Below are 23670 nucleotides of genomic sequence, written 5' to 3'. Positions count from 1 at the left end.
AATGATAGAGATACAGGTAGAGGGGCTGGTTAAGTCCTTCGATTTGGAAAAGAAAATACTGGATGGGCTGACCTTTCAGATCGATGAGGGAGAGCGGGTAGGGCTTCTGGGCCCCAACGGCGCGGGAAAGACCACGCTGTTCCGCATCCTCACCGGTGAGCTGGACTATGACGCCGGCAGCGTGTCGCTGGCGAAGGGCCACCGAATGGGACTGATCTCCCAGATTCCCATCTATCCGGAGGGATTCACGGTGGAGGACGTGCTCCGCTCGGCGTTCACTCGCCTTTCCGCTCTGGCGCAGGAGATGGAGGACATCGCCCGGCGCATGGCGGCGGGGGAGAGTGATCCGGCGCTGCTGAGGCGGTATGGGATGCTGACGGAGAAATTTGAGACCTTTGGCGGATACGACACAGAAGTGGCCGTCAACAAGGTGGCAAACGGCCTTTCCATCCCCTTGTCCATGCGCAAGGAGCCCTTCGACCGCCTCTCCGGCGGGGAGAAGACCCGGGTGAATCTGGGGCGGCTGATTCTGGAGGACACGGATGTTCTTCTTCTGGACGAGCCTACCAACCATCTGGACCTCCATGCCACGGAGTGGCTGGAGGATTATATCTCCCGCTTCAAGGGCACCGTGGTGGCAATTTCCCACGACCGGTACTTCCTGGACCGGGCAGTGAATCGCATCATCGAGATCAATGGCGGCAAAGCGGAGTTTTACAGTGGAAATTACAGTTTTTACGCCGTTGAAAAGGAAAAGCGCTATCAGGAAAAGCTGAAACAGTACGAAAAGGAACAGGCCAAGATATCCCAACTCACCGAGGCGGCGGACCGCCTGCGGTTGTGGGCATTTATGGGAAACGACGCCATGTACAAGCGGGCGTTTTCCATGGAAAAGCGCATCGAGCGGATGCGCACCACCGACCGTCCCACAAAGCGACGGAAGATGGACGCCCGATTTTCTTCCGTGGAGTTTCAGGGCGACGAGGTGCTGACGCTGCGCAATGTGGCCAAGTCCTTCGGCGATAAGCACCTGTTCGAAGGCATCAGCCTGAAGGTGGAGGGCGGAGAGCGCATCGCACTCATCGGAGACAACGGCACAGGAAAATCCACGCTCATCAAAATGATTATGGACGAGGATTACCCCGACGACGGACGTATCAAGCTGGGACCGGCCATCAAGCCGGCCTATCTGCCCCAGATCATCCACTTCGACCACCCCAATTGGAATCTGGTGGAGAATCTCCATGCAGTGAAAAAGAGCATGACGGAATCCAGCGCCCGAAATCGGCTGGCATCCTACGATTTTCGCGGCGAGGATGTGTTTAAGTCCGTCTCCGTCCTCTCGGGTGGGGAACAGAGCCGACTGCGGCTTTGCATGCTGATGGACGAGGAGATCAACTTTTTGATTCTGGACGAGCCAACCAACCATCTGGATATTGACTCCCGGGAGTGGATTGAGGATGCGGTGGAAAGTTTTGACGGAACGCTGCTGTTCGTCTCCCACGATCGTTATTTTATCAACCGCTTTGCCACCCGCATCTGGGAGATCGCGGACGGCACCATCACCGACTGGCCCATGAGCTTCACTCAGTACCGGGCGGACAAGGCGAGAGAAGTGCTTCAAAAGCGGGAAAATACAAAACCTGTTAAGGAAAAAGACATTACGGAAAGACCACCCCGCACAGGCCGGGAGCAGACCGCCGCCCGGAAGCAGCTGGTTATTTGCGAACACCACATCTCCGAGACGGAGGAACTTCTCCAGAAGCTGGACCAGGACATGATCGACGCGGCCTGCGATTATGAAAAGCTGAACGGGCTGATGGCGGAAAAGGATGCCGTGCAGGCCGCGCTGGACGAGCTATATGAAAAGTGGGAGGCACTTTCGGAGGCGGCTGAGTGAAAAAATCCATCCGTCTTTCGCTGGCTGCGTCAGGCGTATTTTTGATGGTGGCGATGGGGCTTTGGTTTGTCCCCGGCGTGAAGTTTTCCGCCTGCTTGTGCGCGGGAATTGCAGGAGGGCTTGCCCTGTGGGCGGCTTTGCTCCGCTGGGCGGAGGAAAGTCGAAGCGGCAGAATTTGTAAAGTGATTTTCCTTGCAATCATTTCTGTGGGAATTGTGGGTTTTTGCTCCATCGAGGCGCTGCTGGTTTCCCACGGAACGGCGGATAATTCCGCACTGAAAGCCGACGCGGTAATTGTTCTTGGCGCGGGAGTGAACGGAACGACGCCGTCCTTGGCCCTCTCCACCCGAATCGACGCGGCGGCGGAGTACCTGACGGCCCACCCGGACGTGCCGGCGGTGCTCTCCGGCGGGAAGGGTCCGGGGGAGGACATCACCGAGGCACAGGCCATGTTTACGGCGCTGACGGAGAGAGGCATCAACCCGAACCGGCTGATTCTGGAGGAGACTTCCACCAGCACGGCAGAAAATTTCCGGTATTCAAAGAAGTTGCTGGAGGAGAACGGAGTGGATGCAGCAAGCGCTTCCGTCGCCGTGATTACCAACGATTTTCACGCCTTCCGGGCCAATCTGATCGCCCAGCGGGCGGGACTGAATGTCTTCGATGTTCCTGCAAAGCTGCCTTGGGTGTGGCTTTCCGTCAACTACTATGCGCGTGAGGCCTTCGCGCTGGTGAAGACCGTACTATTTGACTGACCGCGGGCGTACCCGCGAGAGACCAAGGAGGTCTTATGAGCGATATTTTATGTATGTATTCGACCCGAACGGGGAACACCAAGGCTGCTATGGAAGAGCTGGCGATGGCACTTGACGCCGAGTTGGTGGAGCTGAACGACGGCGTGGACCGCAGCGGCGCAAAGGGTTTTCTCCGCAGCGGCATGGATGCTATGCGCCGCACGGTGGCGCCGCTCCAACCTTTTGAGACGAAAAAGCCTCTGGCGAATTACAAGCTGGTGATTTTGGGTACGCCGGTCTGGGCCGGGCGGTGCAGCAGCGTGATACGCGGCTTTTTGAAGGAGAAGGGATATCTTTTAACCAATGTGTCCTACGTGCTTCTCCGCGGAGGTAACGGCAAGTGCGAGGAGGTCTATCAGCAGATGGATAAGTACCTCTCTCAGCCCCACCGGACCGCCGTGTCTCTGCGGGCCGGCTCTGTTGGCTACCACTTCTGGCAGGAGGAATTTCTCCGTCGGACGCGGGCTTTTCTGGAAGGCGAGGAGATTCAGGATTAGCTGCTTCCCCAACTAAAATTAAGAGAGGGGAGGCATGAGCTTGCTTGAAAAACTGAGGGAGGTCGCAACGCGGTACGACGCGCTGCAATCTCAATTGAGCGACCCGTCGGTCTATGGCAGTCCGGACCGACTGCGGGTGGTAAATCAGGAACTGAAAGAACTGACTCCGGTTGTGGAGGCATTCTCCGCCTGGGAGCAGGCGGACTGCCGCCTGCGGGAGACGGAGGATTTGCTGAGCGACCCGGAGCTGCGGGCCATGGCTCAGGAGGAGATGCCTGACGCAAAGGCGGAGGCGGAGCGGCTGGAACAGGAGCTGAAGCGGCTGCTTTTGCCCCGGGACCCGGAGGACGGGCGGAACGTTGTGGTGGAGATCCGCGGTGGTGTAGGCGGAGAGGAAAGCGCACTGTTTGCCGCGTCCCTTTTCCGCATGTACGGTATGTACGCCGAGCGGAAGGGCTTTTCCGTGGATGTGGTCAGTGAAAACCGCACAGAGCTGGGCGGTGTGAAGGAAATCAGCTTTCTTGTCGAGGGTGACGGGGCCTGGTCCCGGTTCAAATTTGAAAGCGGTGTTCACCGGGTCCAGCGGGTGCCGGAGACGGAGTCCGCCGGGCGCATCCACACCAGCGCCGCCACGGTGGCGGTGCTGCCGGAGGCGCAGGAGGTGGAATTCACCATTGCCCCCGGCGATTTGAAGATCGACACCTACCGTTCTTCCGGCGCGGGGGGACAGCACATCAACAAGACCGAATCCGCCATTCGCATCACCCATTTGCCCACCGGGACAGTGGTGGAGTGTCAGGAAGAACGGAGTCAGTTCAAGAACAAGGACAAGGCCATGAAGGTACTTCGCTCCAGACTTTATGAGGCGGAGCTTGCGAAGCAGGACGCGGCTCAGGCCGCCCGCCGCCGCAGTCAGGTGGGCAGCGGGGACCGGAGTGAGCGCATCCGCACCTATAACTTCCCTCAGGGTCGGGTGACGGACCACCGCATTGGACTGACGCTCTATAAGATCGACGCCGTCATGGACGGCGATCTGGATGAGCTGATTGACGCGCTGATCGCCGCCGACACGGCGGAAAAGCTGCGCAAACAGGAGAAATAAAAGCGGGCGGGACCCGTGTAAAATAGAAGGTATGACCATGGAGACAAAACTGATTGATTTAACCAACATTAAGGGTCAGCAAAGGATTGTGGAGGAAAAAATCGAGATGGCGGCGGATATCATCCGCTCCGGCGGGCTGCTGGCCATCCCCACGGAGACGGTGTACGGCCTAGGGGCCAACGCGCTGAACCCGGAGGCGGTGCGCCGCATCTTTGAGGCGAAGGGCCGGCCTCAGGACAACCCCCTCATCATCCACGTGCCCTCCGCCCAGTGGCTGCCCCGGTTCTGCGAGGATGTGCCGCCTCTGGCATACACGCTGGCGCGGAATTTCTGGCCGGGACCGCTGACGATGATTTTGAAGCGGAAACCCGTCATCCCCGACGTGACCACGGCGGGACTGAACTCCGTGGGCGTCCGATGCCCGGCCCACCTGGTGACGCAGGCCATCATCCGCTATGCGGGGGTCCCCATCGCCGCGCCCTCCGCCAACACCTCTGGACGCCCCAGCTGCACTACCGCGGCGGACGTTGCGGAGGATATGTCCGGCAAGATTGAGGGCATTGTGGACGGCGGACCCTGCTCCGTGGGTGTGGAGTCCACAATCATAGATCTGACGGTGACGCCGCCCCGGTTGCTCCGTCCCGGCGGATTGCCGCTGGAGGACCTTCAGCGGGTTCTTGGGGAGATCGAGGTGGATAAGGCAGTCACCGCGCCGTTGGGGGAGAACGAAAAGCCCAGGGCCCCCGGCATGAAGTACCGCCATTACGCACCGAAAGCCGCCGTCACCGTGTTCACGGGCAATCCCCGCCGGACAGCTCAGGCTATCGTCCAGCGGCTGAAGGCCGGTACCGGCGTGATCTGCTTTGACGAGTTTGCATCGCTGTTTCAAGGTCATGAGACCCACCTTCTGGGCCCTGTTGACGACAAGGAGGTTCAGGCTCAGCGGGTGTTCGACGCGCTGCGGACCTTTGACGGGAGCGATGTAACGGAGATTCTGGCCCAGTGCCCGGACAACCGGGGGCTGGGGCTGGCCATTGGCAACCGGCTGAAAAAGGCGGCCGGGTTCCATGTGGTGGACGTGGAGGAAGAGAGCATTGTTCTGGGCCTCACCGGCGGCACCGGCGCGGGCAAGACCAGCGCGCTGAAAGCCGTTGAGGACCTGGGCGGACTGGCGCTGGACTGCGACGCGGTTTATTATGAGCTGCTGAACACGGACGCGGGACTGCGCGGCGCCATTGCAGAGACCTTTGGCTCGGAGGTCTTCAATCCCAATGGGACATTGAACCGCAAGGCTCTGGGCGAGCTGGTCTTCGGCGACTCCGACCGGCTGGACCAGCTCAATGACATCGTGTTCCGGTTTCTCCGGCCGGAAGTGGAGCGGCGGATTGCTGCGTTTGAGGGAAAGCTCTGCGCGCTGGACGCCATCAATCTCTTTGAGTCCGGCCTCGACAAGCTATGCGACTGCACCGTGGCGGTTACATCGCCCATTGAGATGCGGGTCCGGCGGATTATGGAGCGGGACGGCATCGACGAGAAGTACGCCCGTCTCCGTGTCTCCGCCCAGCAGCAGGACGACTACTTCCGCGAAAAGTGCGATCAGGAGCTGAGCAATACCGCAGATACACCGAAGGCGTTTCGGGACGATGCGAGGGATTTCTTTGCCCGTTTAATCGAGAAAATCAAGGAGGATAAAGCAAATGGCAGAGGATAAAAAGATGAAAGAGCTGCGGGAAAAGTTGCTCTCCGGCAAGAAAAACGGCTACGATAAATTTGATGTAAAAGAAGAGAAGTCCATGGAGTCCTATTGTACGGACTACAAGGCGTTTTTAGATGTGAGCAAGACCGAGCGGGAATGCGCGGCGGAGCTGGTGCGGCTGGCGGAAAAGGCTGGATTCAAGCCCTTTGCCCGCGGCATGAAGCTGAAAGCGGGGGACAAGCTGTACTTCCGCAACCGGGGGAAGAGCGTGTATCTTGCCTGCATCGGGAACAAGTCTCTCAGCGAGGGCACGCAGATCGCCGCTGCTCACATCGACTCGCCCCGGCTGGACCTGAAGCCCAACCCGCTGTATGAGGACAGCGAGCTGTGCTACTTCAAGACCCACTATTACGGCGGCATCCGCAAGTACCAGTGGGTTACTGTCCCTATGGAGCTCCACGGCGTGGTTGCGCTGAAAAATGGTGAGACTATCCCCGTCAGCATCGGCGCGGATGAGGGCGACCCCAAGCTGGTCATCACAGACCTTCTGCCCCATCTGGGCACAGAGCAAAATAAAAAACCTCTGGGCGAGGCTGTTCTCGGCGAGTCGCTGAACCTTCTGCTGGGAAGCCGCCCTCTGGAGGGCGAGGGCAGCGATCGAGTAAAGCTGGCGGTGATGCAGCTGATGAACGAGAAATACGGCATTGTAGAGGACGATCTCACCTCCGCAGAGCTGGAGGCTGTTCCAGCCGCCATGGCCTGTGATATCGGGCTGGACCGCAGCATGATCGGCGCTTACGGCCACGACGACCGGGTGTGTGCCTACGCGGCGTTCCGTGCGCTTTTGGATTTAAAGAAGACGCCGGAGAAAACCGCTGTCTGCATTCTGGCGGACAAAGAGGAAATTGGGTCGGAAGGAGTGACGGGCTTGCAGTCCGCCGCGTTCGACACCTTTATGGAGGACCTGTGTGAAACGCAGGGCGTTCCCGTGCGGGTGTGTCTGGAGAAATCCTTCTGCCTCAGCGCGGACGTTACCGCGGCGTTCGACCCTGTCTTTTCTGATGTGTTTGACAAGCGAAACGCAGCTTGGCTCAACTACGGTGTGGGCCTTTGCAAGTATACCGGAGCCAGAGGAAAATCCGGCGCATCCGATGCCGACGCGGAGACTGTGGCCTATGTGCGCGGCCTCTTCGACGAGGCGAACGTTCTCTGGCAGATCGCGGAGCTGGGCAAGGTGGACGCCGGCGGCGGCGGGACGGTGGCCGCGTATATGGCCAATCGGAACATTACCACACTGGACGCGGGAGTTCCGGTGCTGAGTATGCACTCACCGTTTGAAACGGTGGCAAAGCTGGACTGCTACGAGACCTATAAGGGCATGACGGCGGTGTTTCAGGCGAAAAACTGAGCTTTTGACTTAAAACAAAAAGCGGCCCGCCGGCGCATTGCGTCGACGGGTCGTTTTTATCGCACTTAGGGCGGCAGTCATACCGCCGCAAGATCTTTCAGAAACTGCTCCACTGCGCTGCGCGGCGTGGCCCAGCTGGTGACCAGCCGGATGCAGGTACAGCCGTCCCCGGTGGGGCCGTTTACTTCAAATTCATAGCAGCACTCCAGCTTTTTCGCCACCGCATCCGGGAAAATGGGGAATATCTGGTTGCTGGGGGAATCGGAGGCAAAGCTGTATCCCAATTCTGCGATGCCCTTGCGCAGGAGCTGCGCCATTTCGTTGGCATGGCGGGCGATGTCGAAATACAGCCCGTCTTCCAGCAGCGCGGAGAACTGAAGGCCCAGCAGCCGTCCCTTCGCCAGCATGGCTCCCCGCTGCTTCATGTAAGCCCGAAAATCCGCCCTGCCGCATCCGGCGCTGAGAACGACGGCTTCGCCGAACAGCGCGCCGTTTTTCGTGCCGCCGATGGTAAATACGTCGGTCAATGCCGCCAGGTCCGGAAGCGTCAGGTCGCTGTCCTCCGCCGTCAGCGCGGAGCCGAGACGCGCGCCGTCCAAAAACAAATACAGGTCCTGATTCCGGCAAAAATCATACAGGGCAGACAGCTCCGCTTTCGTGTAGACGGTGCCCACCTCCGTGGTATCGGAGATATAGACCAGCCTGGGATGGACCATATGCTCCGAGCCGTCGTGCCGGTCGAGAACCGCCCCGATCAGAGCGGGGGTAAGCTTCCCGTCGGGCGAGGGGACGGAACAGACCTTGTGGCCGGTGGCTTCAATGGCCCCGGTCTCGTGGGTATTGACGTGGCCGGTGTCGGCGGCCACCACGGACTCAAAGGAGCGCAGCAGCGCGTGGATGATCAGCAGGTTTGCCTGGGTGCCGCCCACGACGAAATGCACGTCGGCATCCGGCGCGGCGCACTGGCGGCGGATTAGGTCGGACGCCTCGGCACAGCGGGGGTCCAGACCGTACCCGCAGGTCTGTTCCAAATTTGTGTCGGTCAGGGCCTTCAAAACTGCGGGATGTGAGCCCTCGCTGTAGTCGTTGCGGAAGCTGTACATGAAATCCCTCTTTCTCATTTTGGTTTATTTTTCGCTCTTTTCGTCCTGTCCGTCGGAGAGAAGCAGGTCCACGATCTGGCTGTACAGCCGCTCGGGACTCTGGCGAAAGCGCTTTTCAACGGCCCGGGCCATGTCCTCCTGCACCATCATCAGATTCAGGTCCATCACGCTGCCCATGTCGTCGGAGAGAGAGAGGGACACCGTCCACGTCCCGTTGGGCCGCTGGACGGAAGAAGCCTGAACCTGGCTTTTGCGCCGCAGACGGCGGTTGCAGTCCGCCAAGTTCTTGTCGCACCGCTGACGGACGGAGTAGGGGAGATTGGATTCGCAGATTTCGCTGTTTCGTTGTCCCTTTTCGGTAATGGCGTATAAACCGTCCTCGGACAATGTTAAGTGTTCTGTCTTTACAAGGTCTGCGAGGCAGTCTGAAAAGTCGAAATAGTCTATGGCGTCGTCGCACAGCGTCAGTTCCAGCATGGTATCGAAAGGCACCGGCTGAATGACGCGCGCGGCGATGTACAAAATCAAAAATTTGATTTCCAATTGATCATGGATAAACCCATGTCCGGCCATGCAACCGCCTCCTTTGCGCATACGTACTTTACTTTGATTATAACCGCCTTTTTCCGATTTGTATAGGGGAAAAATGTAAAATGACTTGACGGAGAGGGACCGGGGTGGGATGATAGGAGAGAAGAAAACGAAAGGCGGCGCGTCTATGAAACGAATCTTCTCCCTCCTGTGTGCGGCCCTGATACTGCTCACCCTTTCCGCCTGCGGCAAGGCGGAAGAGTCGGCGGCATCCTCGTCGGCCTCGGCGGTATCCGCCTTTGCGCCGGCAGTCGTAGAGGAGCCGGAGCCCTACGTCCCCTCCGGCACGAATCCGCTGACAGGGCTTCCCATGGAGCCGGAGTATGAGAATCTTCGGCCCGTGGCGGTAATGCTGAACAATTTGAAGGCCGCCCAGCCCCAGTTGGGAACCTCCTTGGCGGATATTATCTACGAAGTCCCCGCCGAGGGCGGCATTACCCGCATGATGGCGCTCTATCAGACGCTGGAGGGGGAAAGCGTCGGGACACTGGGCAGTATCCGCTCCAGCCGCCCCTATTACATAGAGCTGGCCCTGGGGCACGATGCGCTGTACGTCCACGCCGGGGGCAGCCCGGATGCCTATTCCGACATCGCCGCATGGGGCGTGGACAATATGGACGGGGTCAACGGCGGGTCTGATGCTAAAATTTTCTGGCGGGATGCGGATCGGCGGAAGACCATGGGCTACGAGCACAGCATGCTGACCTCCGGCGAAAACATCCTCGGCTATCTGACAGCGGGCCATTTCCGCACGGAGCACAAGTCCAATTATATCTACGGCCAGAAGTTCGTGGAGGACGGCACGCCGCCAAACGGCGAGACGGCGGAGCATGTCTCCGTAAAATTCTCCCAGTACAAGACCGGGACCTTTGACTACGACGCCGCCAGCGGCAAGTATCTGGTGGGGCAGTACGGCAAGGAATATGTGGACGGCAACACAGGTGAGCAGGTAGGAATTACGAACCTGCTGGTGCTGGAAACCGACATCTCCGTGATTTCGGGGGATACTTACGGACGCCTGACGGTAAAGACCATTGGCAAGGGGGACGGCGCGTATTTCTGCGGCGGGAAAAGCATTCCCATCCACTGGAGCCGTTTGGGACGAAACAGCCCCTTCGTCTACACCACCATGGGCAACATCCCGCTGAATCTGGGGCAGGGTAACAGCTATGTGTGCATCATCAGCTCCAAGACCGGTGTCATGACGGTATCATAAGGCGTGATCCTATAAGATTACTGTGGCATGAAATGGCTCCGAACGAGCACAATACAAGGTAAAAATGTTTCCGTTTGGTAGCTTTTTAGGGGATGGTGATGTGGTGTGGAATTTAAGAGAATCCGGGATTTACGTGAAGACAGGGATCATACGCAGCAGCAGGTAGCGGATTACCTGAATATGCACCGCAGCGTCTATCGGCGGTATGAGAACGGCGAGCGAGAAATCCCCGTATGGGCCGTGGTCAAGCTGGCGGACCTTTACAATACCAGTACGGACTACCTGCTGGGCAGGACCATCGACCCCGCGCCTCCGACAAAAAAATGAGAAAATTGGCGACATGGGCGCTCTCCTTTGCAGCGGGCATCTTTCTGGCGCAATATCTGCTTCCGTCGCGGTGGCTGCTGCCCGGCTCGGCAGCGGCGCTGGGACTGGGAACGCTGGCGCTTTTCCTGCGGGAACCGACGCGGTATCGGGTGGTTTTGATCTGCACGGCGCTATCCGTAGCATTGGGGTATGACTGGGCATTTACCCTTTTTGTCCAGACTCCGGCGGAGGCGCTGGCGGAAACCGATTCAGCGGGCGTGACCATGGTTTTGCTGGATTATCCGACGGCGACGGACTACGGCGCGAAGGTCACCGTGCGCCCGGAGCTTCCAGGCCTTCGAGGGGTGAGGGCCGTCTACTATGGGGACGCGGCGCTACTGGAGTTGACCCCTGGGTGTACGGTGACGGATGACGTCCACCTGAAAAGCGCGGCAAGAATTCAGGACGACGAGGTGACCACGTTCACGTCCCGGGGTGTCTTCCTGCTGGCATACGGTGGAGGAGAGGCGACTTACGGCGATTTGGGCGCGTCCTCACTCCGGTGGTGGCCCGTCCGGCTGGGACACGCCATGCAGGAAAAGATTCTGGAGCTGTATCCCGGCGAGACGGCGGGGTTTATGACCGCCATTCTCACCGGCGACAAGACGCTGCTGAGCGATTCGGCAGGGACGGATCTCAGCGAGGCGGGAATTTATCACATCATGGCCGTCTCCGGTCTGCATTGCTCCTTTTTAATGCTGCTGGTACTGGCTTTGGTGGGGAAGAAACGCCGCCGGACGGCGGCATGCACCGCCATTCCGGTGCTGATTTTCTACGCGCTGCTCACCGGGGCGCGGCCATCCGTGGTCCGCGCCTGCGTGATGCTGTCGCTGGTGCTGATCGCACCCGCCATGCGGCGGGAGGGAGACCCGCCCACGGCCCTGAGCTTCGCGCTGCTACTGATTTTGCTGCAAAACCCGTTTGCCGCTGCGTCTATCAGCCTTCAGCTGTCCTTTGGCGCGGTGGCCGGGATGCTGTGGCTGACGCCGAAGCTGGACCGCGTCCTGAGGGGCAAAAAGGAGCGGGGCAGGGTGTTTCGCGCGGTCTCCACCAGCTTTTCCGCCACTTGCGGCGCGCTGGTGTTTACGCTGCCGCTGACGGCGTATTACTTCGGCTTTCTGGTGCTGGTTTCGCCTGTATCCAACCTGCTGTGCCTGTGGGCGGTGAGCCTGATCTTCGCGGTGGGGCTGATTTCCGTCCTGCTGGGGTTTATTTGGATGCCGCTGGCTTTTGTTGCGGCGCTGGTCCCAAGGGGGCTGATTGCTTACGTGCTGCTGACGGTCCATACTCTGGCGAAGATTCCGTATCACGCGCTGTATTACACAAATCCGTTTTTGAAATACTGGCTTGTGTACTTCTACATTCTGTTCGGCACGGCGTATTTCTGCAAACCCAAGGCCCGCCGCAAATATGCGGTGGCGGCGGTTCTGGCGGCGCTGTCTCTGGCGGCGACGGTGAAGCTGGGGCGTCTCTATTACGCCCGGGGCGCACTGGATATCGTGGCGGTGGACGTGGGGCAGGGAGCCGGCACCATTATGGCGTCCGGCGGGCAGTTTGCACTGATGGACTGCGGCTCCGGAAACAGCTGGCTGGGCGCGGGCAGCGACACCGCGGACCAGCTTTTGACCATGGGCTGCAAGGAGCTTGACTATCTGGTGCTAAGCCACTACGATTACGACCACATCTCCGGCGTGGCGGGCCTGATGGACCGGCTGCGGGTAAAGACTCTGATGGCCCCGGACTATTGGGACGACGCGAATCTCAGAAGCTGGGTGATGGAAACGGCGGCGAACCACGGCGCGGATGTGGAGTTCGTCACGGAAGAGGAGTCGTGGGCGCTAGGGAACAGCGTCTTGACGATCTATCCGCCTCTTGGCGGCGATAACGACAACGACCACGGCCTGTCACTGCTCTGCTCCGACGGCGACTTCGACCTGCTGATCACCGGCGACATGGACGCAAAGACGGAGGAAAAACTGATTTCCGCCTATCCTCTGCCGGACATCGAGGCGCTGATCGTGGGACACCACGGCTCCAAATATTCCACCTGCGAAGAGCTGCTGGACGCGGTAAAACCGGAAATAGGCATCGTCAGCGTGGGCCGAAACAGCTACGGCCATCCATCGGAGGAGGCCTTGCGGCGATTGGTGCAGGCGGGCGTCACCGTCTATCGGACGGACAAGCAGGGCAATATCCACATTTTTGTAAAGTGAGAGGTCAACATGGCACGTGAAGCGGTTAAGCCAAAAGAAAACACAGCGTTTCAAAGACTGAAAGCGGACATCGCCGCCGGGACTCTCGGCAGCGTCTACATTTTTTACGGAGAAGAGGCATACCTCCGGGAATACTATCTGGGCGAACTGCGTAAGCAGCTGATCCCCAAGGAATTTGAGGAGTTCAATTATCACCGGCTGGAGGGAAAGGACCTGACGGTCCAGACGCTCTCCGAGATGGCAGAGGCCATGCCGATGATGACGGAGCGGACGCTGATTCTGGTCAGTGATTTCGACCTCTTCAAGCTGGGGGATGACCAGCGGGAAAAGCTTACTGCATTTTTGGAGGATGTGCCGGAGTATTGCTGCATCGTCTTTTCTTACGATACTCTGACCTACAAGCCCAACAAAACGATGAAAAAGCTGTGCGGGGTTCTCTCAAGCCATGCGCAGGCGGTGGAATTCCGTCCGGCGGAGAGCAGCGATCTGATTGCCTGGATCGCCCGACGGTTCCGGGCTTTGGGAAAGGAGATCGACCGACAGACGGCGGAGTACCTCACGTTTCTCTGCGGCCCGCTGATGACCGGACTGGTGCCGGAGATCGCAAAGATCGGCGCCTATGCAAAAGGAAAGACCGTCACCGAGAAGGACATCGACGCGGTGGCGGACCCGGTGCTGTCGGCGGAGGTGTTCAAGCTGTCCGACGCAGTTCTGGCGGGGAACTATGACGAGGCAGCGCGGATTTTGGGCGACCTTTTGAAAATGCAGACGGAGCCGATCCTGATTCTTGGAATGTTGGGGGCGCAGCTCCGCCGCATTTACACCGCCCGGCTCTCCATCGACAGCGGAAAGGACAAATACTGGCTGATGAGTCTGTGGGGCTACAAGTCGGACTATCCGGTGCGGATGCTGCTGTCCGCCGCAAAAAAGACCACAGCGCCCTGGTGCGCCGCAGCGGTGAAGCAGTGCCAGGTCCTGGACCGGCGGATGAAGAGCGAAAAGGGCGTGGACAGCGCCGGTGAGCTGAAGCTGTTACTGGTGCGCCTGGGGGCGCAGCGTAAATGAGAAAGGTGCGGGAAGTGATCGTGGTGGAGGGCCGCTACGACAAGAATACCCTCCGTCAGACGGTGGACGCCGCTGTGTTCCCCGTGGGCGGCTTTGCCGTGTTCAATGATCGGGAGAAATTGTCCCTCCTGCGGCGTCTGGCGGAGGAACAGGGACTGATCGTCCTGACGGACAGTGACGGCGCGGGGTTCGTCATCCGAAATTACCTCAAGGGTGCGCTGCCGCAAGACAAGGTAAAGCAGGCGTATATCCCGGATTTTTACGGCAAGGAGCGCCGCAAGCGCAAGGCTGGAAAAGAGGGAAAGCTGGGAGTGGAGGGGATGCGCCCCGAGGTGCTGCTCGCTGCTTTGGAGCGGGCCGGGGCCACCTTCGAGGGAGAGGACGCCCCCGCGCCTGTGCGGGAGCCGCTGACAAAGGCCGACCTCTATCAACTGGGTCTCACCGGCGGGCCGGACAGCGCGGAAAAGCGCCGGGCGCTGCTGCGGCGGCTGGCTCTGCCGGAGCATCTGTCCGCCTCCGCCATGCTGGACGCGCTGAATCTACTGTACGGCAAGGCGGAGCTGCTGGCTCTGCTGAATGACGAGTCTTGACGGATTTGCGGAAGAGATGAAAGGGCAGAGGTGTTTCACTTTCACATATGAAACTATTTGTGCATTTTAAACAAATGAATTGCTATAAAGAAATTAAATTTCTTGCAAAAATACTTATATTGCTTAAAATTCGACAAAATTCGACAGAGCGATGTGCTAAAATACACGTGTATCGATTCCCTCACGGCGGGATTCGCGGTACAAGCATAAACTAACTTGACAGTTTGTCAAAAATTGGAGGGAGCGCTGTTGCATAGGGTTTTGGTAGGAGAGGCTGAGGTACTGGGAGAAAAAACGGCATATTACCTGTTGGATGATACGGACGGCTTTCCGGGAGACTATGGAGTGGAGATCGTCCGTGGTAGTGAGTGCAGCCGCGTGAACGGCCTTGCGCCGTCCGGTGACCGGGTCTGGCGGTTGGTGGAGTTGCTGTTGCGGTGTGCGGTGACTCCGGTATCGCTGAGGGATGTGACGGAAGATTGGCTGCTTAGTTAGCCCGGACGGGGGAGTATGGAAGCGGCTCGGTGAAGATGAAAAAGATTTCCAGACTTTCTTTGACTGCTTTTTCGGCGATGCGGCCCCCTCTTGCATTTTCTGTATGAAGTTTGTATAATAGCTTTTAATATGGACAAAAGCAGAAGTGCGCCATAGGAAGGAAGGAAACGCAGTATGGCAGAGGAACGCAAGACCCCGGAGACAGAGACCCCGGAGAGCCGAAATTTTATCCAGACGTTTATCGAGGAGGACATCGCTCCCGGCGGGCAATATGCCGGCATGAAGGTCCACACCCGCTTTCCACCGGAGCCCAACGGTTATCTGCATATTGGACACTGCAAGGCGTTGGCCATCGATTTTGGCATGGCGGAAAAGTTTGGGGGATTGTGTAACCTGCGGTTTGACGATACGAATCCCGCCAAGGAGGACGCCGAGTATGTAGACGCCATTCAGGAGGATATCCACTGGCTCGGCTTTGACTGGGGCGACCGGCTGTTTTACGGCTCCGATTATTTTGACGAAGATTATAAGCAGGCCGTGGAACTCATCAAAAAGGGGCTGGCCTACGTTTGCGAGCTGAACCCGGAGGAGTTCCGGGAGTATCGGGGCGAAATCGGTGTCCCAGCCCGCAGCCCGTGGCGTGGCCGTCCCATTGAGGAGAGCTTGGATCTTTTTGCGCGGATGAAAAACGGCGAGTTTGAAAACGGCCGCATGACTCTGCGGGCCAAGATCGATCTTGCCAGCGGGAACTTCAATATGCGCGACCCGGTTATCTACCGGATCAACCATACTCACCATCACCGGCAGGGGGACAAGTGGTGCATCTATCCAATGTACGACTTTGCCCATCCCATTCAGGACGCGCTGGAGGGGGTCACACACTCTCTTTGCTCTCTGGAGTATGAGGATCACCGGCCCTTGTACAACTGGGTCATCGAGCATACCGATTTACCCTCCAGACCCCGGCAGATCGAATTTGCCAGACTTGGCATCGACCACACGGTCATGAGCAAGCGGAAGCTGCGCAAGCTGGTGGAGGAGGGGATGGTCTCCGGCTGGGACGATCCCCGGATGCCCACTCTGTGCGGTCTGCGCCGCCGGGGCTATACGCCGCGGTCTGTCCGCAGCTTCTGTGAGCGTATCGGCGTTGCAAAGGTTCCCTCCGTCGTAGAATTCGGTTTTTTGGAACACTGCCTACGGGAGGATCTGAACGAGACCGCCCGCCGGACTATGGCGGTGCTGCGGCCGTTGAAGCTGACGATCGCCAATTACCCCGCGGACAAGCAGGAGACGGTGACCGTGGAGAACAACCCCATCGACCCGGAGGCTGGCACTCGTGAGGTCGCCTTCTCCCGGACCGTCTATATTGAGGCCGACGATTTTCTGGAGGAGCCGGTGCCCAAGTACAAGCGGATGTACCCCGGCAACGAGGTACGGCTGAAGGGTGCGTATCTCGTAACCTGCACCGGCTGCGTCCGGGACAAGGACGGCAATGTCACGGAGGTCCTGTGCGAATACGACCCGGAGAGCCGGGGCGGCGACCCCGCCGACGGACGGAAGGTCAAGGGCGCGACAATCCACTGGGTGGACGCCGCCACAGCCGTGGATGCCGAGGTGCGGCTGTACGACAACCTGTTTACCGACGCGGACCCCGACGGCGCGGACAAGAACTTCCTAGATTATCTGAATCCCGGTTCGCTGGAGGTACTGCGCGGGTGTAAGGTGGAGGCCGAGCTGGCCGATGCCGCGGCTCCCGCGAATTTCCAGTTCATGCGTCTGGGCTATTTCTGCCTGGACAACAAGGATTCCGCACCGGGCCATCTGGTATTCAACCGCAGCGTCAGCCTGAAGGACAGTTTTAAAAAGTAATTTGCGGCACACTGAGCGGCCCGCCGTTTATTGGACGGCGGGCCGCTTTTTTGCACGCTATAGATTTTTTCGAATGGTATCAATGGCCCCTTTTTCAAGCCGCGAAACCTGCGCCTGAGAAATGCCCACCTCGGCGGAGACCTCCATCTGGGTCTTGCCCTCATAAAACCGCAAGGCCAGAATCCGCCGTTCCCGGTCGCTCAGGCGACGGAGTGCCTCCTTCAAAGCGATGTGGTCCACCCAGTTCTCGTCGGTGTTTTTCTTATCCCGCACCTGATCCATCACGCACAGGGTGTCTCCGCTGTCGGAATACACTGGCTCGTAGAGGGAGACCGGATCGGTGATGGCGTCCATGGCAAAGACCACCTCCTCCCGGGGGATGTCCAGCGCTTTGGCAATCTGCTCCACCGATGGCTCCCTCTGATTTTCGCCAATCAGCTTGTCCCGCATCTGGAGGACCCGGTAAGCGGTGTCCCGCATGCTGCGGGATACCCGGATGGCACTATTGTCCCGCAGATACCGTCGGATCTCACCCACGATCATCGGAACTCCGTAGGTAGAGAAACGCACGGGCTGTGAGACGTCAAAATTGTCAATGGCCTTAATAAGGCCCACGCAGCCCACCTGAAAAAGGTCGTCCGCGTTCTCGCCCCGGTTGGAGAACTTCTGGATAACCGACAGCACCAGACGGAGATTTCCCTCGATCAGTTTTTGCCGCGCCTCCTTGTCCCCCGCCTTCGTCCTGCGCAGCAGGTTCATGGTTTCCTCGTTTTTCAGAACTTTCAGCTTGGATGTGTTTACACCGCAAATCTCGACCTTTCCCTGCATGAAAGCCACCTCGCTACCTGATTTTTTCTTCCTGAATCAGTATTTCCGGCGGTCGATTTTCCTATACTGGAAGGTTTTGTCGAGATACGGCGGCACGTGTTGACTTTCACGGGGATCTATACTAGAATAATTTGGATCTTTATACTGAGAGAGGATGAGAGAAGGCGTGCTTCGCATTAATCATGTGACCAAAAAATACGGCAAAACCATTGCCAATCAGGATATCAGCTTCTTCGTGGACGACGGAGAGGCGGCGGTGCTGCTGGGTCCCAACGGCGCGGGAAAATCCACCATGATCAAATGCATCACGGGGCTTCTGCGGTTTGAGGGCGACATAGAAATTTGCGGAAAGCCCAACAAATCGCTGGAGGCTAAGCGGATGCTTGGCTATATTCCGGAGGTTCCGGCGGTGTACGATCTGCTGACCGTGGAGGAGCATCTGGAATTTATCCGCCGGGCCTACCGGCTGGAGGACGACGGATACGCGCAGCGGCTTATGGAGCGGTTTGAGCTGTGGGACAAGAAGGACAAACTGGGCAAGGAATTGTCCAAGGGAATGCAGCAAAAGCTCTCCATCTGCTGCGCGCTGCTGCCCAGGCCGAGAGTTGCGGTATTCGACGAGCCCTTGGTGGGGCTGGACCCCCACGCCATCCGGGAACTGAAGGAGGTCTTTCAGGAGCTGAAGGCGAGCGGCACCACTGTTTTGATCTCCACGCACATGATCAACTCCGTGGAGGAGACGTGGGACGTGTGCCATATCATGATGAATGGCGCGTTCGCCGCCACCCGGAAAAAGGGAGAGTCGGCGGAACAGAGTCTGGAGGAACTGTTCTTTTCCATCACCGAGGGCGGGGAAGGCGGCGCTGTATGAGACCGCTGCGGTATCTGGCCTTCACGACCATGAAAAACCGGCTTCGGGAGATGGTGAAAAAGCCGGCCCGCCTGATCTACGCCATTGTCCTGCTGGCGCTGCTGGTCTTTACGATGATCGGCGGCAGCCACACCGGCGGGGGGGGTGGCGCGTATCACAGCATGGATGGGCTGACAGCCATCGTCCTGGCGTTTTACACGGCAATGTTCATCATGACGGCCAACGCCGGCTTTTCAAGAGGCGGCAACATCTTTAACCTTTCGGACGCGACGCTGCTGTTTACCGCGCCTGTCCGACCTCAAACCATTCTGTTTTACGGACTGCTGCGCCAGATGGGAACCTCGCTGCTGGTGGGCTTTTTTCTGCTGTTCCAGTATCCGAATCTCCATAATTTTTATAATGCCACCATCCTTCAGATGATCGCGTTGCTGATCCTCTACGGCTGCGCAATCTTTCTGGGTCAGGTCGTGGCTATGATGCTCTACGCATTCACCAGCCACGACCTGCGGAGGCAAAAACTTTGCCGCGTGGTTTTCACCGGCATATATGCCCTGTGTGGGATGTGGCTGGCCGCCCGGTGTCTGCCCTATGGGTTGGAGGGCATCGGTGCGCGGGCCGCGGTGCAGGCTACGGGAAAGTTTTTATACGCGGTCCCCGTGGGGGGCTGGCTGAGCCTTGCGGCAAAGGGCGCGCTGGTGGGCGACTGGGGCCTTGCGGTTCAGGGCGTGGGCCTGTGCGTGCTTTTGACGGTCATTTTGCTCCGGCTGCTGTTTCGTATGGACCCGGATTATTATGAGGATGTGCTCAAAAGCGCGGAGATCAGCTATTCTGCCATTTCCGCCAAAAAAGAGGGAACCATGCGGGAGGCTCTGCCCGCCAACGTCAAGGTTGGCAGGACCGGCCTTCGCGGCGGCTGGGGCTCCAGCGCCTTTTTCCGCAAGCATCTGCTTGAAAACCGCCGTTCCCGGAAATTTATTCTGCCTGCCAACAGCCTGCTGTTCGCGGTGATTACCGTGATTTTCTGCGTGTTCACAAAAGACGCCGGGCTTTTGCCCACCTTCTGCATGGCCTCCTATCTGCAGCTCTTTTCCGCCATGACGACCGGGCGGTTCAACTATGAGCTGACCCGTCCGTACCTCTATCTGGTGCCGGAGCCGGCGCTGAAAAAGCTCCTTTGGGCGCTGGCGGAAACGATGCCCTCCATGGTGCTGGACGCGCTGGTGATCTTCGTTCCGGTGGGCGTTCTTTTGCGGCTCGGACCGATGGAGTTTCTGGCCGCTGTGCTGGCTCGCGTCGCGTTTGGGATCGTGTATCTTTCTGCGGACATCGCCGTGCAGCGCATCTGGGGTGGCAGCGTGTCCAGGGTGCTGGTGTTGCTGCTCTATCTTGCGATCTCGCTGGCGGTGATGGCGACCGGTGTCGCGTTGGCGCTGGTGGGTGGACTCATCTGGGACTTTGGCGCGGCATGCGTGCTGCTTTTGACTGTGGCGGGCAATCTGCCCGCAAGCCTTCTGGTGTTGTTTCTGTGCCGAAACCTGCTGGAATACGCGGAGCTGAGCAGCCGGTAAGGGGCCGCGTTTTCAAAGTCTTTTGCCGCCCGGCATAGGACATTCCTGCTCCGGCATATCCTCTTTTTCAGGGAGGTGGATCGCCATGGAGTGCAGGATGCGGGAGATGCGGAGCAAGGAGGTCATCAACATCTGCGACGGCTGCCGACTGGGATACGTGGCGGACGTGGAGCTGAAGCTGCCGGAAGGACAGGTGTGCGCGATCATTGTGTACGGGCCATACCGCTTTTTCGGTCTGTTCGGCAGGGGCGAGGAGTATTATATCCCTTGGGATTGCATCCAGCGCATTGGGGACGACATTATCCTGATTGACAAGCCGTTTCAGCGGCGGGACCCTGCGCTGGAACGAAAGAGGCGGAAGAAATATAGAAATTTTGACCGGAATCCCTGAAAAGTGAGGGGTTCCGGTCAGGATTTTGCGGTTTTTCACGAAAAAGTCCTTGCATCCGTAGACATCTTGTGGTATTATATTACAGCATTACGCATGGTGGTGGACTATCCGTCTGTGTTTCCGATGGAAACTGGCGGATGGGTTGAAGCGCCAGAGGGTAAACTAAATTTATATTTGGAGGAACAAAACCATGGCAAATTCTAGTATCGTATCCATGAAGTCTCTGCTGGAAGCAGGCGTCCACTTCGGTCATCAGACCCGCCGCTGGAACCCCAAGATGGCTCCGTATATCTATACCGAGCGCAACGGCATCTATATCGTGGACCTGCAAAAGACCGTCCGCAAGCTGGAAGAGGCGTACAATTTTGTCCGCGATCTGTCTGCCGACGGTAAGAGCCTTCTGTTCGTTGGTACCAAGAAGCAGGCGCAGGACGCCATCCGCGAGGAGGCTCAGCGCTGCGGTCAGTACTATGTCAACGCCCGGTGGCTGGGCGGCATGATGACCAACTTCAAGACCATGCGCACCCGCGTGGATCGGCTGCATCAGCTCAAGACCATGCAGGAGGACGGCACCTTTGATATGCTGCCCAAGAAGGAAGTCATGAAGCACCTGGGCGAGATTGCCAAGCTTGAGAAGTATCTGGGCGGCGTGGAGAACATGAAGTCCCTTCCCGGCGCGCTGTTCATCGTGGATACCCGCAAGGAGCGCAATGCCATTGCCGAGGCCCACAAGCTGGGTATTCCCGTGGTCGCCATTGCCGATACCAACTGCGACCCCGATGAGATCGATTACGTCATCCCCGGCAACGACGACGCCATCCGCGCTATCAAGCTGATCTCCTCCATCATGGCCAACGCCATGCTGGAAGGCAAGCAGGGCGAGCAGATGGAGGAGGCCGTCGAGGCCCCTGCGGCTTCCGCACCCGTGTCCGCCGAGTAAGAGACGTTTCCGGGGCATATGCCTCATTAAATCATCAATTTGGAGGAATATCGAAGATGGCTATTACAGCTGCTGATGTGAAGAACCTGCGCGAAATGACCGGCGTGGGCATGATGGACTGCAAAAAGGCCTTGGCCGCCACCGACGGCGACATTGACAAGGCTGTTGAATGGCTGCGCGAGAAGGGTATGGCCGCATCCGCGAAGAAGGCCGGCCGCATCGCCGCCGAGGGCATGGCTCTGGCCACAGTGATCGACGGCTTGGGTATTGTGGTGGAAGTCAACGCCGAGACTGACTTTGTGGGCAAGAACGAGAAGTTTGTGGACTTCGTTAAGGGCGTGGCCGCCACGGTTGCAAAGCAGAACCCCGCTGATCTGGACGCGCTGATGGAGTGCAAGTACGAGGGTACCGACCTGACCGTCACCCAGCAGCAGCAGGAGATGGTGCTGGTCATCGGCGAGAACATCAAGGTCCGCCGTTTCGTCCGCTATTCCGAGGGCATCTCCGTGCCCTATGTCCACGCCGGCGGCAAGATCGGCGTGCTGGTGAACTTCAAGACCGACCTGGCCGCCGAGAAGGTGGAAACCGTCGGCAAGGACGTCGCCATGCAGATCGCTGCTCTGAACCCCCGCTTCTGGGACAAGTCCGAGGTTTCTCAGGACGTTCTGGACGAGGAGAAGAAGATTCTGGTCGCTCAGATGTCCAACGATCCCAAGATGGCTTCCAAGCCCGACGCCGTGAAGGAGAAGATTGCCTCCGGCAAGCTGAATAAGTTCTACGAGGAAAACTGCCTGCTGCAGCAAGAGTTTGTGAAGGACAACAGCATGAGCGTGGAGCAGTATATCGCTTCCTCCGCAAAGACGCTGGGCGGCTCTCTCGAGTTCGTTACCGCCGTTCGCTTTGAGAAGGGCGAGGGCATTGAAAAGAAGCAGGAGAACTTTGCCGACGAGATCGCCTCCATGGTGAAGGGTTAATCAGCTGTCCCTCAAGTCAATGTTTAGAGGCCTGAGATGCGCCAAATCGGTGCTTCTCAGGCCCTTTTTTACGTTTTATAGGAAAGGCGCAGAGCAAGAAAATATTCTTACTCTGCGCCTTTTTGTGCCATTCAAGATCGAAGCAGCTTTTTTGCTGATGCGGTTTACAGAAGGGTAATCCCCGCGTTTTCACACGCCGCTGTTGTATCCTTATCCCAAAGGCTGGCCTGTACCTCGCCGATATGGCAGGTGCCAAGCAGCAACATGCACAGCCGGGACTGCCCGATACCGCCGCCGATGGACTGGGGCAGCTCGCCGCCCAGCAGCATCTTGTGGAAGGGCAGGCTTCTCCGCTCATCGTGGCCGGAGAGGGTCAGCTGCTTGTCCAGCGCCGCCTCATCCACCCGGATGCCCATGGAGGAGACCTCAAAGTTCCGCTCCAGAATGGGGTTCCACATGAGGATGTCGCCGTTCAGCGTCCAGTCGTCATAGTCTGGGGCGCGGCCGTCATGGGGCTTGCCGGATTTGAGCTTTCCGCCGATCTGCATGAGAAACACGGTATGGTGCCGCTCACACACGGCCTTTTCCCGTTCGTTGGGGGAGAGGTCGGGATAGCGGTCCTCCAATTCCTGGGTGGTGATGAAGAATACGTCCCGATCCGGGTGGAAGGTGAGGACGGGATAGGCTTTCCTCAGGTCCTCGGCGGTGTCGCAGATGGAGGTCACGATAGTACGCACGGTGTCTTTGAGATACTGGATGTTCCGATCCTCCCGGCGGATGTGTTTTTCCCAGTCCCACTGGTCCACGTACACGGAGTGGAGGTTGTCCACCTCCTCATCCCGGCGGATGGCGTTCATGTCGGTATAGAGGCCAGTCCCGACCTTGAACTCATAACGCTTTAGTGCCAGACGCTTCCACTTGGCAAGAGAGTGGACCACCTGCCCGTCGGTGCCCACATCCGGAATATCGAAAGCCACAGGGCGCTCCACGCCGTTGAGGTCATCGTTTAAGCCTGTGTCTCCGTCCACAAACAGGGGGGCTGAAACACGGTGGAGATCAAGCCGCTCCGTCAGATTCTTCTGAAAATCCGCGTGGATGAACTCGATGGCGCGCTGGAGCTGGTTGTTTGTCAGGGGCATTTTATATCCGGCAGGAATCACTACTTTACTCATTGGGCTACCCATCTTTCTGAT

At 58.4% G+C, this 23670-nt stretch carries 22 protein-coding genes; 18 read left to right on the top strand and 4 right to left on the bottom strand.

Going from position 1 to position 23670, the window contains the following annotated elements; translation table 11 throughout:
• The first annotated feature begins 1 nt into the window (after position 1).
• The 6 genes from ABWQ15_RS00945 to ABWQ15_RS00920 are packed head-to-tail and all read left to right on the top strand — an operon-like array spanning position 2 to position 7397.
• Entirely contained in the window at positions 2-1900 is a 1899-nt protein-coding gene (locus ABWQ15_RS00945) for an ABC-F family ATP-binding cassette domain-containing protein (RefSeq protein WP_353906950.1), read from the top strand.
• Positions 1897-2655 (top strand): YdcF family protein, encoded by a 759-nt coding sequence (locus ABWQ15_RS00940; RefSeq protein WP_353906949.1) that lies wholly within the window; start codon positions 1897-1899, stop codon positions 2653-2655. Before ABWQ15_RS00945 ends, ABWQ15_RS00940 begins: the two co-directional genes overlap by 4 nt.
• Positions 2656-2690: 35 nt before the next feature.
• A complete protein-coding gene (locus tag ABWQ15_RS00935; protein ID WP_353906948.1) occupies positions 2691-3191 on the top strand; it encodes a flavodoxin family protein in 501 nt (166 codons plus the stop codon).
• A 40-nt stretch (positions 3192-3231) separates the two neighbouring features.
• A complete protein-coding gene (gene prfA, locus ABWQ15_RS00930) occupies positions 3232-4293 on the top strand; it encodes a peptide chain release factor 1 (RefSeq protein ID WP_353906947.1) in 1062 nt (353 codons plus the stop codon).
• A gap of 37 nt (positions 4294-4330) precedes the next feature.
• On the top strand, positions 4331-6004 hold the full coding sequence (locus ABWQ15_RS00925) for an L-threonylcarbamoyladenylate synthase (protein WP_353906946.1): 1674 nt from the start codon (positions 4331-4333) through the stop codon (positions 6002-6004).
• Positions 5991-7397 (top strand): aminopeptidase, encoded by a 1407-nt coding sequence (locus ABWQ15_RS00920; protein WP_353906945.1) that lies wholly within the window; start codon positions 5991-5993, stop codon positions 7395-7397. Before ABWQ15_RS00925 ends, ABWQ15_RS00920 begins: the two co-directional genes overlap by 14 nt.
• A 77-nt stretch (positions 7398-7474) precedes the next feature.
• Here the strand turns inward: ABWQ15_RS00920 and ABWQ15_RS00915 are convergent, their stop codons facing one another.
• Both ABWQ15_RS00915 and ABWQ15_RS00910 read right to left on the bottom strand, forming a co-directional pair.
• Positions 7475-8500 (bottom strand): threonine aldolase family protein, encoded by a 1026-nt coding sequence (locus ABWQ15_RS00915; protein ID WP_353906944.1) that lies wholly within the window; start codon positions 8498-8500, stop codon positions 7475-7477.
• 24 nt (positions 8501-8524) lie between these two features.
• Positions 8525-9073 (bottom strand): DUF4364 family protein, encoded by a 549-nt coding sequence (locus ABWQ15_RS00910; protein ID WP_353906943.1) that lies wholly within the window; start codon positions 9071-9073, stop codon positions 8525-8527.
• Positions 9074-9218: 145 nt separating this feature from the next.
• Between ABWQ15_RS00910 and ABWQ15_RS00905 the strand changes: the two genes are divergently transcribed.
• The 7 genes from ABWQ15_RS00905 to ABWQ15_RS00875 all read left to right on the top strand — a co-directional run bounded on the left by ABWQ15_RS00905 (position 9219) and on the right by ABWQ15_RS00875 (position 16905).
• Positions 9219-10307 (top strand): DUF3048 domain-containing protein, encoded by a 1089-nt coding sequence (locus tag ABWQ15_RS00905; RefSeq protein WP_353906942.1) that lies wholly within the window; start codon positions 9219-9221, stop codon positions 10305-10307.
• A 105-nt stretch (positions 10308-10412) separates the two neighbouring features.
• A complete protein-coding gene (locus ABWQ15_RS00900; RefSeq protein ID WP_353906941.1) occupies positions 10413-10634 on the top strand; it encodes a helix-turn-helix domain-containing protein in 222 nt (73 codons plus the stop codon).
• On the top strand, positions 10631-12886 hold the full coding sequence (locus tag ABWQ15_RS00895; protein ID WP_353906940.1) for a DNA internalization-related competence protein ComEC/Rec2: 2256 nt from the start codon (positions 10631-10633) through the stop codon (positions 12884-12886). The genes ABWQ15_RS00900 and ABWQ15_RS00895 overlap by 4 nt, the downstream gene beginning before the upstream one ends.
• Before the next feature lie 9 nt (positions 12887-12895).
• Positions 12896-13951 carry a DNA polymerase III subunit delta gene (gene holA / locus ABWQ15_RS00890; protein WP_353906939.1) on the top strand — a complete coding sequence of 352 codons (1056 nt, stop codon included), beginning with the start codon at positions 12896-12898 and terminating at the stop codon, positions 13949-13951.
• Complete coding sequence (locus tag ABWQ15_RS00885; protein ID WP_353906938.1) at positions 13948-14541, top strand: ribonuclease M5; 594 nt, start codon at positions 13948-13950, stop codon at positions 14539-14541. The genes holA and ABWQ15_RS00885 overlap by 4 nt, the downstream gene beginning before the upstream one ends.
• A gap of 249 nt (positions 14542-14790) precedes the next feature.
• Positions 14791-15036 (top strand): DUF6514 family protein, encoded by a 246-nt coding sequence (locus tag ABWQ15_RS00880; protein WP_353906937.1) that lies wholly within the window; start codon positions 14791-14793, stop codon positions 15034-15036.
• 174 nt (positions 15037-15210) lie between these two features.
• The gene (locus ABWQ15_RS00875; RefSeq protein WP_353906936.1) at positions 15211-16905 is read left to right on the top strand and encodes a glutamine--tRNA ligase/YqeY domain fusion protein; all 1695 of its coding nucleotides are present in this window, start codon (positions 15211-15213) and stop codon (positions 16903-16905) included.
• Between the two features lie 57 nt (positions 16906-16962).
• Here ABWQ15_RS00875 and sigG read toward each other — a convergent pair whose 3' ends face one another.
• A complete protein-coding gene (sigG, locus tag ABWQ15_RS00870; RefSeq protein ID WP_353906935.1) occupies positions 16963-17733 on the bottom strand; it encodes an RNA polymerase sporulation sigma factor SigG in 771 nt (256 codons plus the stop codon).
• A gap of 166 nt (positions 17734-17899) precedes the next feature.
• Here sigG and ABWQ15_RS00865 point away from each other — a divergent pair, with 166 nt between their 5' ends.
• From ABWQ15_RS00865 to tsf, 5 genes are all read left to right on the top strand, one after another.
• A complete protein-coding gene (locus ABWQ15_RS00865) occupies positions 17900-18604 on the top strand; it encodes an ABC transporter ATP-binding protein (protein WP_353906934.1) in 705 nt (234 codons plus the stop codon).
• The gene (locus ABWQ15_RS00860) at positions 18601-20172 is read left to right on the top strand and encodes a putative ABC exporter domain-containing protein (RefSeq protein WP_353906933.1); all 1572 of its coding nucleotides are present in this window, start codon (positions 18601-18603) and stop codon (positions 20170-20172) included. Before ABWQ15_RS00865 ends, ABWQ15_RS00860 begins: the two co-directional genes overlap by 4 nt.
• An 85-nt stretch (positions 20173-20257) precedes the next feature.
• Positions 20258-20563: a YlmC/YmxH family sporulation protein gene (locus ABWQ15_RS00855; RefSeq protein WP_353906932.1), complete on the top strand. Its 306-nt coding sequence runs from the start codon at positions 20258-20260 to the stop codon at positions 20561-20563.
• Between the two features lie 190 nt (positions 20564-20753).
• Positions 20754-21503 (top strand): 30S ribosomal protein S2, encoded by a 750-nt coding sequence (gene rpsB / locus ABWQ15_RS00850; RefSeq protein WP_353906931.1) that lies wholly within the window; start codon positions 20754-20756, stop codon positions 21501-21503.
• 56 nt (positions 21504-21559) lie between these two features.
• Entirely contained in the window at positions 21560-22477 is a 918-nt protein-coding gene (gene tsf, locus ABWQ15_RS00845) for a translation elongation factor Ts (protein WP_353906930.1), read from the top strand.
• Positions 22478-22641: 164 nt separating this feature from the next.
• Here tsf and asnA read toward each other — a convergent pair whose 3' ends face one another.
• Positions 22642-23649, bottom strand: a complete 1008-nt coding sequence (asnA, locus tag ABWQ15_RS00840; protein ID WP_353906929.1) for an aspartate--ammonia ligase — start codon at positions 23647-23649, stop codon at positions 22642-22644.
• Positions 23650-23670: the final 21 nt, after the last annotated feature.

The organism is Oscillibacter sp. (assembly GCF_040505565.1).
In the GTDB taxonomy this organism is placed as follows: Bacteria; Bacillota; Clostridia; order Oscillospirales; family Oscillospiraceae; genus Oscillibacter.
This window is presented reverse-complemented; position numbering and strand designations above follow the sequence as displayed.

Excerpts from the sequence above, each read along its gene's own strand:
- ABWQ15_RS00895 (WP_353906940.1), top strand. The coding sequence starts at position 10,631 with ATGAGAAAATTGGCGACATGGGCGCTCTCCTTTGCAGCGGGCATCTTT.
- ABWQ15_RS00945 (WP_353906950.1), top strand. The coding sequence starts at position 2 with ATGATAGAGATACAGGTAGAGGGGCTGGTTAAGTCCTTCGATTTGGAA.
- ABWQ15_RS00935 (WP_353906948.1), top strand. The coding sequence starts at position 2,691 with ATGAGCGATATTTTATGTATGTATTCGACCCGAACGGGGAACACCAAG.
- sigG (WP_353906935.1), bottom strand. The coding sequence starts at position 17,733 with ATGCAGGGAAAGGTCGAGATTTGCGGTGTAAACACATCCAAGCTGAAA.
- asnA (WP_353906929.1), bottom strand. The coding sequence starts at position 23,649 with ATGAGTAAAGTAGTGATTCCTGCCGGATATAAAATGCCCCTGACAAAC.
- ABWQ15_RS00885 (WP_353906938.1), top strand. The coding sequence starts at position 13,948 with ATGAGAAAGGTGCGGGAAGTGATCGTGGTGGAGGGCCGCTACGACAAG.
- ABWQ15_RS00915 (WP_353906944.1), bottom strand. The coding sequence starts at position 8,500 with ATGTACAGCTTCCGCAACGACTACAGCGAGGGCTCACATCCCGCAGTT.
- tsf (WP_353906930.1), top strand. The coding sequence starts at position 21,560 with ATGGCTATTACAGCTGCTGATGTGAAGAACCTGCGCGAAATGACCGGC.
- rpsB (WP_353906931.1), top strand. The coding sequence starts at position 20,754 with ATGGCAAATTCTAGTATCGTATCCATGAAGTCTCTGCTGGAAGCAGGC.
- ABWQ15_RS00925 (WP_353906946.1), top strand. The coding sequence starts at position 4,331 with ATGGAGACAAAACTGATTGATTTAACCAACATTAAGGGTCAGCAAAGG.
- ABWQ15_RS00905 (WP_353906942.1), top strand. The coding sequence starts at position 9,219 with ATGAAACGAATCTTCTCCCTCCTGTGTGCGGCCCTGATACTGCTCACC.
- ABWQ15_RS00910 (WP_353906943.1), bottom strand. The coding sequence starts at position 9,073 with ATGGCCGGACATGGGTTTATCCATGATCAATTGGAAATCAAATTTTTG.
- ABWQ15_RS00875 (WP_353906936.1), top strand. The coding sequence starts at position 15,211 with ATGGCAGAGGAACGCAAGACCCCGGAGACAGAGACCCCGGAGAGCCGA.
- ABWQ15_RS00860 (WP_353906933.1), top strand. The coding sequence starts at position 18,601 with ATGAGACCGCTGCGGTATCTGGCCTTCACGACCATGAAAAACCGGCTT.
- ABWQ15_RS00920 (WP_353906945.1), top strand. The coding sequence starts at position 5,991 with ATGGCAGAGGATAAAAAGATGAAAGAGCTGCGGGAAAAGTTGCTCTCC.
- ABWQ15_RS00855 (WP_353906932.1), top strand. The coding sequence starts at position 20,258 with ATGGAGTGCAGGATGCGGGAGATGCGGAGCAAGGAGGTCATCAACATC.
- holA (WP_353906939.1), top strand. The coding sequence starts at position 12,896 with ATGGCACGTGAAGCGGTTAAGCCAAAAGAAAACACAGCGTTTCAAAGA.